This window comes from Streptomyces sp. NPDC088766 (assembly GCF_044750845.1).
Taxonomy (GTDB): domain Bacteria; phylum Actinomycetota; class Actinomycetes; order Streptomycetales; family Streptomycetaceae; genus Streptomyces.
The window spans coordinates 289,114-301,676 of record NZ_JBIVKQ010000002.1 but is presented as its reverse complement, the minus strand read 5'-3'; the positions used below and the strand labels follow the sequence as shown (position 1 = coordinate 301,676).

Here is a 12,563-nt window from a genome sequence, read left to right as displayed (position 1 = left end):
CGGGCAGTCGACTGTCAGGCCCCGCCGCGCTCCCCCGTCGCGGCGGGGCTTTCGTCGTGCTCCCGGCAGGCGCGGTCGGTCACGTCGAGGAAGATCTGGTCGGCCTCGGGGACGACACCGGCGAGGGAACGCTTGATGCGCATCGCGACCTCCTCGACGCGCTCGCTGTCCATCCCCGGCACCAGGTCGACGCGGGCGGCCACCAGCGCCGAGTCGACGCCCGTGCGCATCGTGAACAGTCCCTCCACGCTGTCGATCTCCGGCTGCGCGTCCAGCAGGGCGCGGATCCGGCCGGCGGTCCCGGGGTCGGCGGCCTCGCCGATCAGCTGGTCGCGGGCCTCGCGGCCGAGGCCGTAGGCGACGCAGACGAGGAGCGCGCCGATCGCGAGCGAGGCGGACGCCTCCCAGACCACCTGGCCGGTGACCATGTGCAGGGCCATGCCGGTCGCGGCGAGGGCGACGCCGAGCACCGCGGTGCCGTCCTCGGCGAGGACCGTGCGCAGGGCCGGGTCGCGCAGCCCCTCGGTGCCGCCCTGGCGGCGCGCCTGGTGCAGGGCCCGCAACAGTGAGGCCCCCTCCGCGAGGAAGGCCACGCCGAGCACGGCCAGGCCGGCCACATAGCCGCTGAACTTCTCCTCGGTTTCGGCGTGCAGGGCCTCGACGCCCTGGAAGAAGGAGAAGCAGCCGCCCATGACGAAGATGCCCACGGCCGCGAGGAGCGACCAGAAGAAGCGTTCCTTGCCGTAGCCGAAGGGGTGCCGGCGGTCGGCGGGGCGGCGGCTGCGGCGCAGCGCGGCGAGCAGGAAGACCTCGTTGAGGCTGTCGGCGACGGAGTGCGCCGCCTCGGACAGCAGCGCGGGCGAGCCCGCGAGCAGGCCCCCGACCAGTTTGGCGACCGCGATGACCAGATTGGCCGCGAGCGCCACCAGCACGGTGACGCGGGTACTGCGGTCGGCGGCGGGTTCGGCGGTGCTCTTCGCGCTCGCCCCTCGGGCCGCCGCGCTGTCCGGGCCCGTGTTCCGCGCGGTCGTGCCGTCCGGGGCCGCCGTCTGCGAGGTGGCGGCTTCCGCGGTCGTGGCTTTCGATGAAGTACCGGTCACTTCCGCCGGTTGCCCCGGCCGATCCGACTCATACCGTGCGGGCGGCGGAAAACGGGGAACGCGGTGGACGACGTACGCACGCACCACGAACGGGAGGAACCATGGCGGGCCGGGCCGACGGCAACAGCGCCTACGGGCACGAGGCGTTCGAGCGGGCCGAGAGCCACTTCGCCGACCGGATCACCGCGGACGGCCGCGACGGGTGGCCGGTGGCGGCCGGCCGGTACCGCCTGGTGGTCAGCCGGGCCTGCCCGTGGGCGAGCCGCGCCGTGATCTCCCGGCGGCTGCTCGGGCTGGAGGACGCCCTGTCGATGGCGGTCGCCGGCCCGGTCCAGGACGACCGCAGCTGGCGTTTCACCCTCGATCCCGGCGGCCGGGACCCGGTGCTCGGCATCCGGTTCCTCGCCGAGGCCTACGAACGGCGCGCGAAGGACCACCCAGGCGGGGTGAGCGTGCCGGCGATCGTGGACGTCACCGACGGGAAGCCGGTCACCAACGACTACCGGCGGATCACCCTCGACCTCGCCACGGAGTGGAGCGCCCTGCACCGGGAAGGGGCGCCCGACCTCTGCCCGGAGCCGCTGCGCGACGAGATCGACACGGTCGTGGCCGAGGTGTACGAGGACGTCGACAACGGTGTGTACCGGGCGGGGTTCGCCCACGGGCAGAGCGAGTACGAGGAGGCCTGCGCGGCGGTCTTCCGGCGGCTGGAGCTGCTGGCGACCCGGCTGGCCGGGCAGCGGTACCTCGTCGGCGACACGATCACCGAGGCGGACATCCGGCTGTTCACCACGCTGGTGCGGTTCGACGCCGTGTACCACGGTCACTTCAAGTGCAACCGGTGGAAGCTGACGGAGAACGAGGTGCTGTGGGCGTACGCCCGTGACCTCTTCCAGACGCCGGGGTTCGGTGACACCGTCGACTTCGATCACATCAAGCGCCACCACCACCAGGTCCACACCGGCATCAACCCGACCCGGATCGTCCCCCTCGGACCCGACCTGTCCGGCTGGCTGAGCCCGCACCACCGGGAGCGGCTCGGCGGGCGGCCGTTCGGCGACGGGACGCCGCCGGGTCCGGTACGGCCGGGTGAGGAGGTCCCGGCGCAGGGCCGGCCCTGACCCCCCGCACACCCCTTTCCGTCCCTACTTTCCGTCCCCGAACATCAGGAGGTACACGTGGGAAAGAAGCAGAAGCTCCCGCTCGTCTACCAGCCCGTCGGATTCGTCTTCGGCTGGGCCGGCGGCGCACTGGCGGGGATGGCCTTCCGCAAGATCTGGAAGGCCGTCCGTCACGAGGACGACGCGCCGGACGCCCTGGACCGGGACCGCAGCTGGGGGGAGGTCATCCTGGCCGCGGCGGTCCAGGGGGCGATCTTCGCCGCGGTCCGCAGCGCGGCGGACCGTACGGGCGCGAAGGCCATCGAACGGTCGACCGGCGTGTGGCCGGCGAAGGACAAGAGCGGCCGCGACTGACGGACACGGCCGGCGCCGCCCCTTCGCGGGGCGGCGCCGCCCCTTCGCGGGGCGGCGCCGCCCTCAGTCCTGCTTGGGTGCCGTGGACGGCCGCAGGCGCAGGGTGAAGGAGTGCCCGGCCGGATCGGCGTACTGGCGTTCCTCGTGCGCGCCGGCGGCGCCCTTCGTCTCCAGGGGGCGCCCGGCCAGGCCCACGATCCGGCGTTCCGTCTCGTCCAGGTCCTCCACCAGGAACTCGAGGTGGGCCTGGAGCGAGGCCTCGGGGCGGGGCCAGCTGGGCAGGGTCGCGTTGACGTCGCGCCGGAAGCCCAGCCGGGTGCCGGCGGCGCCCGTGATCTCCACGAGGTTGGCGGACGCGTGGGTCACCTCGGCGTCCAGCAGGCCCGCGTAGAACTCGGCGAGCTTCTCGGGCTCGGCGCAGTCGAGCACCACGGTGCCCGCTTTCACCAGTGACATGTCTCCTCCGCGAGGTTCAGGTGGCGGGGCGGACCCGTGCCGCCCCCGAATCCTGCGGTTACCCCGGATTCAGCCGGCCACCAGCCACTCACCGTCCCGCATCAGCTCCCGTCCCGCCGGTTCGTCCGTCTCGCGCCAGGCCTGGATCCGGCGCGGCCGGACGTAGAAGTACAGGTGGGGCGTGGCCAGTTCGCGCGGGTCGAAGCCGGTCTTGGCAGCGAAGATCTCGGCGTCCTCCTCCGGCAGGTCGGCGGGCTCCACCGCCAGGACGGACCCCTCGACGAGCACGACGTCCCGGGTGGAACCGATCCCGAGGCGGGCGACGCCGGTGGCGCGCAGGTTCCGTCCGGTGCGGCTCGCGGCCGGGGTGGCGATCAGCAGGGTCGCGCCGTCCCAGACGTAGGAGAGCGGGATCAGGTGGGGGGCCGCGCCGTCCTCGGCGGCGGTGGCGACCCAGGCGTCGACGTCGTGTTCCAGCCGGTGCAGGGTGTCGTGCTTGCGCTGCCGCGGGGAGCGTGCGGGTGCTGAGGTCATGATCCCAGTGTGGCCGCGGACCGCTGTCCGCGCAGGGCGCCCCGGCGGCCGGCCTTCTTGGACACCCGTCCAGCTATAGTGGACACCTGTCCAAGAAATGGGGAAGACGATGGAAGCCGTCGCCGACGTTCTCGTGGGGCTGGTCGCCGCACTGCACGCCTACATCCTGGTGCTGGAGATGTTCCTGTGGCAGGGGAAGCGGGGGCGCGCCTTCCACGGCTTCGACGCGGAGATGGCCCGGGCGACCGCCGCGCTGGCCGCCAACCAGGGCCTGTACAACGGGTTCCTGGCGGCAGGCCTGGTCTGGGGGCTGGTCGCCGGTGACCCGACCGGCTTCCGGGCGCAGGTGTTCTTCCTGTGCTGCGTGATCGTCGCGGGCGTCTACGGCGCGGTGACGGCGAACCGCCGGATCCTGGTCGCGCAGGCGCTGCCCGGCGCCCTGGCCCTGACCGCCGTGCTGATCGCGCGGTGACCCGCGGCGAGCCCGAGGACCCGCGGGCGGCCCGCACCCGGGCGAGGCTGCGCGCCGCGCTCCTCGACGAGTGCGCGGAGCGGCCGCTGGCGGAGGTCGGTGTCGCCGCGCTGGTCCGCCGCGCCGGCGTCGGCCGGGCCACCTTCTACGTCCACTACGACGACCTGGAGGCCCTCGCCGTCGACGCCTGCGCGGACGTCGTGGGTGAGGCGGTGGAGGCGCTGCACGCCTGGCGGGGGCGGCCCGACCCGGTGCACGCCCCCGCGGCGCTCGCGGAGTTCTTCGCGTCGCTGACCCCGCACGCGGCGCTGTACCGCGCCCTGTTGACACCGGGTGGCGGGGGCCCGCTGGGCCGGGTGCTGCACCGGGACCTGCGGGCGTACAGCCTGCGGGAGCGCGAGCGGGCGGGGGCGGCCGACGCGCCGCTCGTCGCCTCGGCCGTCGCCGCGACCTTCGCCGGGGTGCTCGCGGACTGGCTGCACGGCCTGCTGGACGCGGGGCCCGCCGAGATCGCCGACCAGGTGTGGCAGTTGCTGGTCTCCCTGCACGCGAGCCGCTGAGCCCTCACATGCAGGCCGGCACGTCCGTCGCCGCGGGCCAGGCCTCGACGCCGCCGGGGGTGCGGACGTACGCCGTCCTGTGGTCGTCCGTCAGCCACAACTGCCCTTCCCCGTACCGGTACCCGGTGTCGCGCGCGTCGGCGGGAAGCGGCGCGTCGGGGTCGTACGGGGCGGTCAGCAGGTCGGCTCCGAGGGTGCCGCCGGGGTCGCGGACGTAGGTCGTGGCCGTCTCGCCGCGGCCGAGGGTCAGGAAGCGCGCGGACTGCCAACCGCAGTGCTCCGGGCCGGTGGAGCTGTGGATGCGGGCGACGGGCTGCCGCTCGCCCCGGGCGTCCGTCCAGAACTCGTACCGCCCCGACCCGGCGAAGTCGGCGGGGAGTTCGGCCGGGTCGCAGGAGGCGCTTGTCTCGGGGCCCCAGCCGGGCCGGCCCTTCTGGTCGTGGGCGACGACGACGGCCACCTTGGTCCGGCCGCCGACGTCGAAGGAGTACAGCACCCGTTCGTCCTCGCGGCGTTCCACGCGGTAGCCGGAGCGGGGCACTTCGGGGTCGAGGAGCGCGAAGTGGAGCCGCAGGCCGTCCTGCGGGGTGTCGCCTCCGTCTCCGCCGCTCCAGCCGTCGGGTCCGTTGCCCTCGAAGATCTCGCCCTCGCACTCCAGGGCCCGGCCCGCGGCGCCGGTGACGGCGAGCAGGGCCTGCGCGGTGCTCCCGTCCTCTTCCCTGGTGGGGAGGTCGAGCGGGCCGCTGTACGGGGTGGCCGGCGCGGTCCCCTCGACGACCAGGTCCTCACCCCCGGCGCCGCATCCCACGGCCACGGCCGCCAGCGCCGTCACCGCCACAAGTCCTCCGCGCATTCCCGCTCCCGTCCCTTCGGCCGTCCTCACGCTTCTGCGACGCGGCGGGGGCCCAGAACGTTCAGCGGGCCGCCCGGAACGTCCTCCGGTACGCCCGGGGCGGGACACCGGTCGCGGCGCGCAGGTGCCGGCGGAGGTCGGCACCGGCCCGGCGGCACCGGCCGGGCCGTCGGCAAACCGGCCCCGCCCGTCGCCCGACGCCCGACGCCCGGCGGAGCGTCACTCCCCGGCGGCGGGCACCGGCTCGACGGTCCCGCCCCAGGGACGACGGTGCCGCCCCGGTGATGTCCCGTACCCGCGGCAGACCCTTTCGCAGGCCGCCGTACGCCCGCCGTAGGGGTATCCTTCACCACTTCGTTCACGACACGAAAAAACTCGGTCGAGACACGCCGTTATTTCGAAGACATATGTCAACCGAACATGCTGGAATTCACTCGTTCGGGGGTAACTTGCTGGGTGGGGAACTGCCTTGCGCACCCCCGCCGTTGGAGGCTCCCGACCGGTGGAGCTGTGTGGGAGGCGATGTCGTCGTGCAGCAGGAACCCTCCGCGGACACCCCGCATCTGCGCGTCCGCGAGGACCGGGGGTACACGGTGCTGGAGTTCCGTGGCGAGATCGACATCGTTGCCGCGGCGGAGATCGGCTCCCGCCTGGACAGCGCGACGGCCGGCCCCGCACCGCGCGTCGTGCTCGACCTGAGCGGGATCGAGTTCTTCGACTGCTCGGGGCTGCGCCTGCTCTACCGCGCCCGAGCCCGGGTCCGCGACCACGGCGGTGACCTGCACCTGGTCTGCACCCACGCGCTGACGCTGCGCGTCCTGCGGGCCACCGGCCTGTCCCGGCTGCTGCCGCCCGCGGCCAGCCTGGAGGCGGCCCTGGAGCGGCCGGGGGCCACGTCCGGCTCGTTATGACCCCGCCCGGGGTCTATTCGGTACGGTCCGCGTCGAAGAGGGCGCTGACCGACTCACCGTTGTGAATGCGCCGTACGGCCTCGGCGAGGGCCGGGGCGATGGACAGCACGCGCAGCTTGTCCGTGTGTTCCTCCGCCGCCACGGGCACGGTGTTGGTGCACACGATCTCCAGCACGTCCGGCTGCTCGCTGAGCCGTTTGAGGGCACCTCCCGCGAAGAGTCCGTGCGTGCAGGCCACCCGGATCGACCGGGGCCCCGACTCCCTGAGCCGGTCCAGGAGTTCGAGGACGGTGCTGCCCTTGGCGATCTCGTCGTCCAGCACGATCACGTCCCGCCCGGCGACCTCGCCGATCACCGTGTTGATGCTGACCCGGTCGTCGGCGTACCGCTGCTTGGCCCCGGCCGCCACCTGCGCGCCGAGCATCCGGGCGAAGGCGGCGGCCTCCTTGGCGTTGCCGAGGTCGGGCGAGACGACGGTGGTCCGGGTGAGGTCGTAGCGGCGGAAGTGGGCGGCGAGTTCCCGGTGGGCGTGCAGGTGGTCGACGGGGACCGAGAAGAAGCCGTGCACCTGGGGCGAGTGCAGCGTCATGGTGAGGACGCGGTGCACTCCCGCCGCCGCCATCAGGTCGGCGACCAGCCGTCCGCCCAGGGAGATGCGGGGCGCGTCCTTCTTGTCGGAGCGGGCGTAGGAGTAGTGCGGCATGACGACGGTGATCCGGCCCGCGGACGCCCCGCGGGCCGCGTCGCACATCAGCAGCAGTTCCACCAGGTGCTCCTGCACGGGCCGGACCAGGGGCTGCACGAGGAAGACGTCGCGTTCCCGGCAGTTCGCCCGGAGCTGGACCTCCAGGCAGTCGTTGGCGAACCTGCTGAGCCGCGACGGGCTGAGGGGCACGCCGAGGTGGGCGCAGACCTCGGCGGCCAGGTCGGGATGGGCACTGCCGCTGAACACGGAGATGTCACGCACTGGGGCTCCTCGGATGAACCGGGTCCGGCGGGATCTCCCATGCTGGCCGATGTCACCCTCCCCGTCACCCTCACCGGTACGCCGTCCGGGCCGCCCCCCTCGCCCGGAACCGTCCCGGGCGCCCGTGTCACAGCTCCTCAACAGGCGTGCCTGTCAAGGCGTTTGACGGGCATCAGGTGAGCAGGAAGGAGGGAGCGCCGACATGACGACTTCCATCAAGCGCCTCCCCAGGCGCATGCCCGGTTGGGCCAAGGTGCTCACCGCCGTCGCGGTCGTGCTCGTCGTGATGTTCGCAGGGATCCGGTTCAGCCTGCTGCCGGGACTGCGCGACGTCTTCGGCACCGAGACCCACGACCGTTCGGGGCCCGCGCTGCTCAGGTCCATCCAGGACATGAGCCGCTACGAGGCCGCCTCCGGCAACTTCCAGGTCGTCGTCGACCTGGAGAAGGACGCCAAGTACCTCCCCGACGCGCTCCGCGGCACCAGGACCCTGTACGTCGGGGCGGGCACCGTGGACGCCTACGTCGACCTCGGCAAGGTGGGCGACAAGGACGTGACGGTCGACGGCGACCGTACGTCGGCCACCCTCCGGCTGCCGCACGCACGGCTCGGCACACCCGCCCTCGACCCCGACCGCTCCTACGCCGTCTCCAAGCAGCGCGGCCTCCTGGACCGGCTCGGCGACCTCTTCTCGGACAATCCCAACGGTGAGCAGGCCGTGCAGAAGCTCGCGGTCCGGCACATCGGCGACGCGGCGAAGGACAGCGAACTGACCGCGCGCGCCGAGACCAACACCACCGCCATGCTCCAGGGCCTGCTGCGCTCCCTCGGCTTCAAGGAGGTGCGCGTGACCTACGGCACGTGACCCGATCCGCCGCCCGGCCCGCGGGACGACCTGACCTGGCCGGCCCGCGGCGGGCGGTCACGGGGGCAGCCGGCGCCGCGGGCACCAGGAAGGACGACGGTCCCGGAGGGGAGCCGGCACCGCGAGGACCAGGCAGGGCGAGCGCGGCGCGGAGCGCGCGAGCGGAAGCGGCGGGGGCGGGGATCCCGGCCGCGGGCCCTCGCATCCTCCGCGCATTCGGGGGTAACCGCCCCACCACGCAGGGAAGTTGAAGACTGGAGGACCGCATGGACCGTGCAGCCCTACGTCCGCGTGCCGCCGCGTTGCGCGCACGCACCGCGTTTCGTCTGCGCACCGCGAAGCCCGAACCGCCGGCGAAGCCCGAACCGGCCGCGGCGACCGGGCCGGCCGAGCGCGGCAAGAAGGCGAAGTCCGCCGGGCGGGCGAAGTCCGGCAGCGCCGAGCAGGGCGGGCGCCGCCCGTTGCCGCTCCCCCTGCGGCTGCTGGCGATGCTGATCGCCTTCGTGTTCATGGTGGGATTCGCCGTCGTGCTGGCCCGGCTCACCCTGGAGCCGTCCCCCGCCTCCGAGGCGCTCGTGCACTCGAATCTGCGGCCCGGCCAGTCGCTGAGGGCGTACCTGGACCAGCCGGAGCTGCGCGACGCGGTGAAGCAGATCGGCGGGAACCTGCTGCTCGGCGTGCCGTTCGGCGTGCTGGTGCCGGTCGTCGCGCCCCGGGCGCGCGGACTGGTACGGGTCCTGCTGCTGACCGCGAGCGTGATGCTGCTGGTGGAGTTCGCCCAGGGCGCGCTGGTCACCGGGCGCGCCTTCGACGTCGACGACGTCATCCTCAACACGACGGGCGCGCTCATCGGATATCTGCTGGTGGGCCGGCGGATGAGCCGGGCCGTGCACGCGCGGGAGCGCCGGGTGACGACGCGGGTGTGATGACGCGCGGGGCGGTGAACCTGCGTCTCCAGCTGTGGCGCTGTGGCCGTGCCGGTGTGTGCGCCAGCGGCGCTGTGCCGGCACGCTGCCGTCCGTGGCCTGGCCGCTGATCGCTCAGGTGTGCCGCAGCGTCGCGGTAGCGATCTCCTGGAAGTCGCGCAGCAGCTTCTCGCGCCGGTCCGCGAGGACGGCCAGGCACGTCTCGACCCCTGGGACGTCCGTGACGGGGAGGTGGGCGAGGTCGGGGCGGGAGTAGGAGCGCGCGACGCTCAGCGGGATGAGCGCGATGCCGTGCCCGGAGGCGATGAGCTCGAATTTCTCTTCGAGTGAGGACGTTCGCCGCGTCGGTGTGTCGAGCATCCGCTCGTCGGCGAGGTCCGCGGAGGTGAGCTCGCCACGGCACGCCAGCGAGTGCGCCGCGGGCATGCAGGCGACCCTGGGTTCGTGGCCGATGGGGGTGATGTGCAGCCCCGAGTCGTCGAACGGCCGCCGCAGGTAACCCACCTGGGCCCGGCCGTCCCGGAGCGGCGCGTCCTGCTCCCACCAGCGCGCCGGGACGACGTCGGTCTCGACATGCGGGTGGCGCAGTGTGAACGCCCGGATCGCGTCCGACACATGCAGCCCGGGGGAGAAAGCCACAACGAGCCGTTGGACGCCGTGGTCGACGTCGTGCACGCGTCGCACCGCCGCCGCGACGGCCGCGAGGATGCCCTGCGCCTCCTCGTAGAGCTGCTTCCCGGCGGGGGTCAACTCCACGCTGCGGGTGGTCCGCACGAGCAGAGTGCACTCCAGCTCCTGCTCGAAGGCCCTGACCTGACGGCTGAGAACCGGCTGGGTGATGTACAGCTGTTCCGCCGCCCGGCCGAAGTGTCGGTGCTCGGCCACCGCGACGAAGTAGCGGAGCTTGCGCAGGTCGAGATCCATGCCTTCAAGGTATCAATCGCCGGGAAGGGTATTGGACGTCGCAGGTGGCACGCGCCGAGACTCGAAACATGATCGTCATCACTGCTCCCACCGGCCAGATCGGCAGCCGGCTCCTGGACATCCTGCTCAACGAGGCCCCCGCTCGCGATGAAGAGCTGCGCGTCATCGTGCGCGACCCCGGGAATCTCCCCGACGCGGTCCGCGCCCGCGTCGACGTCGTCACCGGCTCGCACGGCGATGCCGAGGTCGTCGACCGGGCCTTCGCCGGCGCGGACGCCGTCTTCTGGCTGGTCCCGCCGGCCGCCCCGCAGCCACCGAGCCTGGACGCCGTGTACTCCGGGTTCACTCGCGCAGCCGCGAAGGCGTTCACGACCCATGGAGTCGGACACGTCGTCGGCGTCTCGGCGCTCGGCCGCGGCACTCCCGTCGCCGGCCGCGCCGGGCAGGTGACGGCGTCGCTGGCCATGGACGACCTCATCGCGAGTACGGGCGTGGCCTACCGGGCGCTCGCAAACCCGACTTTCATGGATAATCTTCTGCGGCAGGTGGCTTCGATCCACGACGACGGCGTGTTCACCGACACCGTCGCCGCCGACCGCAAAGCACCGATGGTCGCCACCCAAGACATCGCCCAGGCCGCCGCCGGCCTGCTGCTCGACAGGTCGTGGACGGGCACGGGCGAGGTCCCGGTGCTGGGCCCCGAGGACCTTTCGGCGAACGACATGGCGCGCATCATGTCCGACGTACTCGGCCGCCCGGTCCGCTACGAGCGGCAGTCGCTCGACGACTTCCGCGCCGCACTCGCCGGACGCGGCATCGGGGACGCGCTCGTGCAGGGCTACGTCGACATGATGCGCTCCAAGGACGACGGCCTCGACGACGGCGTGCGGCGCACCCCTCGGACCGCGAGCCCGACGACCTTCCGCGAGTGGTGTGAGGAGGTCCTCAAGCCGGTGGTCCGGGCATGAACGCCAAGACCGCTCTCATCGTCGGGACATCCCGCACCCTCGGACTCGGCCTCGCCACCGAGTACGCGCACCGCGGCCGGGACGTCATCGGGACTGTCCGGGGGGATCGGCGCACCGGCCTCCACGACCTGGCCGAGGAGGCGTCCGGGGGTCGAGCCACTGTCGAGTCGCTGGACATGACGAAGCCGGAGCAGGTCGCCGCGCTGCGCGAGCGCCTGGCGGAGCGCACCCTCGACCTGCTGTTCGTCGACGCCGCCGTCACGAGGGGCAGCATTCCGATCGGCGACGTCCCCGCGGAGATGTTCGTCGAGGTCATGGTCACGAACGCGCTCAGCCCGATGCACATGGCCGAGTCCTTCCGCTCGCTGGTCGCACCGGGCGGGACCAGCGGCATCATCTCCTCGCGCCAGGGCAGCGTCAGCTTGAACACCAACGGCGGTCAGGACGTCTACCGCGCCGGCAAGGCCGCCCCTGAACCAGCTGATGCGCAGCTACGCCGCCCGGTACGCCGACGCCGCGCACACACTGCTGCTCATCCGCCCCGGCCATGTCCGCACCGAACTCGGCGGTCCGGACGCACCGCTGACCATCGACCGGTCCGTCCCAGGCGGGTGGACACGATCGACCGCGACAGCGGCGAACCGGGCCTGAAATTCCTCAACCACCAGGACCAGCCAGTGCCCTGGTAGGGGCGCCGGTAAAGCTCGAAAGCCATCCCTGCGCATCCCGGACGGTGCCTTCCAGACCATCAGGCTCCGGAGCATGCGCCATGGATGACAGGGACGCTGGTCCACGCGGAGCCGTTCTGGCGGCATGACGCAGTCGGCCTCCGTGCTCCCGCAGCTGTGGGTCCGACAGGTGGCGGAGCAGAACGATCGTCCGGACGGCACGGCCGACCTCACGGAAGACCCTGTAGATCCGGTTCTTGCGGGAGTGGTTGTTCATGCGCCGCAGGAGGGTGACGGAGGACACGGCGCCTTCCCCTACCGACAGGCCGACCTGCATGAGGTCTTTCCAGCCGCTCTCGATGAGCTGCCAGTCGATGCAGGTACCCGGATCGGCGGAGAACAGCGCGTCGATCCGCCGGTGGCGCATCCGGGAATCGGGGCGGTGGAAGGTGAGGTCCTGGAAGTTCCGGATCCGCGGCAGCAGGTCGATGCCGCGCAGGGCGGTCAGCACGTCCCGGAAGGCGGCCAAGAGCTGCTCGGTGGTCTCCTTCTGCCGCTTCTCGATCTCCAGCAGCCCTTCCTGGGCCCGCTCGAGGTGCCGGGACATGCGCTTGGAGAGCATCACCACGGTCTCGTCCCGCACCGCCGCCTGCACCTGCGCGAGCAGGCACACGGTCATCGCGGTGCGGCGGGGCTCGGCGATCTCCTTCATCTCGCCCGCCGACAGCACTCTCGCCTGCTCTGCCGGCGCGGCCACCTTCGCCGGCGGTGTCTTCCCCACCCAGAAGACGGCATCTCCCAGGCCGTCCACCCTCTCCATCCGCTCCGCATGGGCCCGGAACCGCGACCAACGGAGCCAGGGGCAGATCACGGAGCGTGTGCAC

Annotated in this window: 16 protein-coding genes; 9 read left to right on the top strand and 7 right to left on the bottom strand. The window is 72.7% G+C overall.

The genetic code is table 11. The features are described from left to right. Positions 1-14: 14 nt before the first annotated feature. Positions 15-1,100, bottom strand: a complete 1,086-nt coding sequence (locus ACIP5W_RS04170) for a cation diffusion facilitator family transporter (RefSeq protein ID WP_401466422.1) — start codon at positions 1,098-1,100, stop codon at positions 15-17. Positions 1,101-1,201: 101 nt separating this feature from the next. Here ACIP5W_RS04170 and ACIP5W_RS04165 point away from each other — a divergent pair, with 101 nt between their 5' ends. After that, positions 1,202-2,221, top strand: a complete 1,020-nt coding sequence (locus tag ACIP5W_RS04165) for a glutathione S-transferase family protein (protein WP_401466419.1) — start codon at positions 1,202-1,204, stop codon at positions 2,219-2,221. Positions 2,222-2,278: 57 nt separating this feature from the next. Further along, positions 2,279-2,575, top strand: coding sequence for a DUF4235 domain-containing protein (locus ACIP5W_RS04160; protein ID WP_401466416.1), 297 nt, complete (start codon positions 2,279-2,281; stop codon positions 2,573-2,575). 63 nt (positions 2,576-2,638) lie between these two features. On the opposite strand, the gene ACIP5W_RS04155 is transcribed toward ACIP5W_RS04160, so the two are convergent. Together ACIP5W_RS04155 and ACIP5W_RS04150 are read right to left on the bottom strand one after the other, a co-directional pair. Beyond that, the gene (locus ACIP5W_RS04155) at positions 2,639-3,031 is read right to left on the bottom strand and encodes a VOC family protein (protein ID WP_401466413.1); all 393 of its coding nucleotides are present in this window, start codon (positions 3,029-3,031) and stop codon (positions 2,639-2,641) included. 69 nt (positions 3,032-3,100) lie between these two features. Beyond that, positions 3,101-3,565 carry a pyridoxamine 5'-phosphate oxidase family protein gene (locus ACIP5W_RS04150; RefSeq protein WP_401466410.1) on the bottom strand — a complete coding sequence of 155 codons (465 nt, stop codon included), beginning with the start codon at positions 3,563-3,565 and terminating at the stop codon, positions 3,101-3,103. Between the two features lie 109 nt (positions 3,566-3,674). Between ACIP5W_RS04150 and ACIP5W_RS04145 the strand changes: the two genes are divergently transcribed. Then, positions 3,675-4,037, top strand: a complete 363-nt coding sequence (locus ACIP5W_RS04145) for a DUF1304 domain-containing protein (protein ID WP_401466963.1) — start codon at positions 3,675-3,677, stop codon at positions 4,035-4,037. Continuing rightward, on the top strand, positions 4,034-4,597 hold the full coding sequence (locus tag ACIP5W_RS04140; protein ID WP_401466407.1) for a TetR/AcrR family transcriptional regulator: 564 nt from the start codon (positions 4,034-4,036) through the stop codon (positions 4,595-4,597). Before ACIP5W_RS04145 ends, ACIP5W_RS04140 begins: the two co-directional genes overlap by 4 nt. A 4-nt stretch (positions 4,598-4,601) precedes the next feature. On the opposite strand, the gene ACIP5W_RS04135 is transcribed toward ACIP5W_RS04140, so the two are convergent. Next, entirely contained in the window at positions 4,602-5,450 is an 849-nt protein-coding gene (locus tag ACIP5W_RS04135) for a hypothetical protein (protein WP_401466404.1), read from the bottom strand. A gap of 530 nt (positions 5,451-5,980) precedes the next feature. On the opposite strand from ACIP5W_RS04135, the gene ACIP5W_RS04130 reads away from it, so the two are divergent. Next, a complete protein-coding gene (locus ACIP5W_RS04130) occupies positions 5,981-6,361 on the top strand; it encodes an anti-sigma factor antagonist (RefSeq protein ID WP_401466401.1) in 381 nt (126 codons plus the stop codon). A 13-nt stretch (positions 6,362-6,374) separates the two neighbouring features. On the opposite strand, the gene ACIP5W_RS04125 is transcribed toward ACIP5W_RS04130, so the two are convergent. Next, complete coding sequence (locus tag ACIP5W_RS04125; RefSeq protein ID WP_401466399.1) at positions 6,375-7,328, bottom strand: ribose-phosphate diphosphokinase; 954 nt, start codon at positions 7,326-7,328, stop codon at positions 6,375-6,377. A 202-nt stretch (positions 7,329-7,530) separates the two neighbouring features. Between ACIP5W_RS04125 and ACIP5W_RS04120 the strand changes: the two genes are divergently transcribed. After that, positions 7,531-8,193: a DUF4230 domain-containing protein gene (locus ACIP5W_RS04120; protein ID WP_401466396.1), complete on the top strand. Its 663-nt coding sequence runs from the start codon at positions 7,531-7,533 to the stop codon at positions 8,191-8,193. Between the two features lie 266 nt (positions 8,194-8,459). Beyond that, positions 8,460-9,119, top strand: a complete 660-nt coding sequence (locus ACIP5W_RS04115; protein WP_401466393.1) for a VanZ family protein — start codon at positions 8,460-8,462, stop codon at positions 9,117-9,119. Between the two features lie 114 nt (positions 9,120-9,233). Here the strand turns inward: ACIP5W_RS04115 and ACIP5W_RS04110 are convergent, their stop codons facing one another. Then, on the bottom strand, positions 9,234-10,043 hold the full coding sequence (locus ACIP5W_RS04110) for a LysR family transcriptional regulator (protein ID WP_401466390.1): 810 nt from the start codon (positions 10,041-10,043) through the stop codon (positions 9,234-9,236). A 68-nt stretch (positions 10,044-10,111) separates the two neighbouring features. On the opposite strand from ACIP5W_RS04110, the gene ACIP5W_RS04105 reads away from it, so the two are divergent. Further along, entirely contained in the window at positions 10,112-11,011 is a 900-nt protein-coding gene (locus ACIP5W_RS04105; protein WP_401466387.1) for an NAD(P)H-binding protein, read from the top strand. Continuing rightward, complete coding sequence (locus ACIP5W_RS04100; RefSeq protein WP_401466384.1) at positions 11,008-11,700, top strand: SDR family oxidoreductase; 693 nt, start codon at positions 11,008-11,010, stop codon at positions 11,698-11,700. Before ACIP5W_RS04105 ends, ACIP5W_RS04100 begins: the two co-directional genes overlap by 4 nt. Here ACIP5W_RS04100 and ACIP5W_RS04095 read toward each other — a convergent pair. Then, positions 11,669-12,499: a Tn3 family transposase gene (locus tag ACIP5W_RS04095; protein WP_401466381.1), complete on the bottom strand. Its 831-nt coding sequence runs from the start codon at positions 12,497-12,499 to the stop codon at positions 11,669-11,671. The two genes, ACIP5W_RS04100 and ACIP5W_RS04095, sit on opposite strands and share 32 nt — an antisense overlap. Positions 12,500-12,563 lie beyond the last annotated feature (64 nt).

Excerpts from the sequence above, each read along its gene's own strand:
- ACIP5W_RS04100 (WP_401466384.1), top strand. The coding sequence starts at position 11,008 with ATGAACGCCAAGACCGCTCTCATCGTCGGGACATCCCGCACCCTCGGA.
- ACIP5W_RS04110 (WP_401466390.1), bottom strand. The coding sequence starts at position 10,043 with ATGGATCTCGACCTGCGCAAGCTCCGCTACTTCGTCGCGGTGGCCGAG.
- ACIP5W_RS04120 (WP_401466396.1), top strand. The coding sequence starts at position 7,531 with ATGACGACTTCCATCAAGCGCCTCCCCAGGCGCATGCCCGGTTGGGCC.
- ACIP5W_RS04165 (WP_401466419.1), top strand. The coding sequence starts at position 1,202 with ATGGCGGGCCGGGCCGACGGCAACAGCGCCTACGGGCACGAGGCGTTC.
- ACIP5W_RS04145 (WP_401466963.1), top strand. The coding sequence starts at position 3,675 with ATGGAAGCCGTCGCCGACGTTCTCGTGGGGCTGGTCGCCGCACTGCAC.
- ACIP5W_RS04135 (WP_401466404.1), bottom strand. The coding sequence starts at position 5,450 with ATGCGCGGAGGACTTGTGGCGGTGACGGCGCTGGCGGCCGTGGCCGTG.
- ACIP5W_RS04150 (WP_401466410.1), bottom strand. The coding sequence starts at position 3,565 with ATGACCTCAGCACCCGCACGCTCCCCGCGGCAGCGCAAGCACGACACC.
- ACIP5W_RS04115 (WP_401466393.1), top strand. The coding sequence starts at position 8,460 with ATGGACCGTGCAGCCCTACGTCCGCGTGCCGCCGCGTTGCGCGCACGC.
- ACIP5W_RS04105 (WP_401466387.1), top strand. The coding sequence starts at position 10,112 with ATGATCGTCATCACTGCTCCCACCGGCCAGATCGGCAGCCGGCTCCTG.
- ACIP5W_RS04155 (WP_401466413.1), bottom strand. The coding sequence starts at position 3,031 with ATGTCACTGGTGAAAGCGGGCACCGTGGTGCTCGACTGCGCCGAGCCC.
- ACIP5W_RS04095 (WP_401466381.1), bottom strand. The coding sequence starts at position 12,499 with ATGGAGAGGGTGGACGGCCTGGGAGATGCCGTCTTCTGGGTGGGGAAG.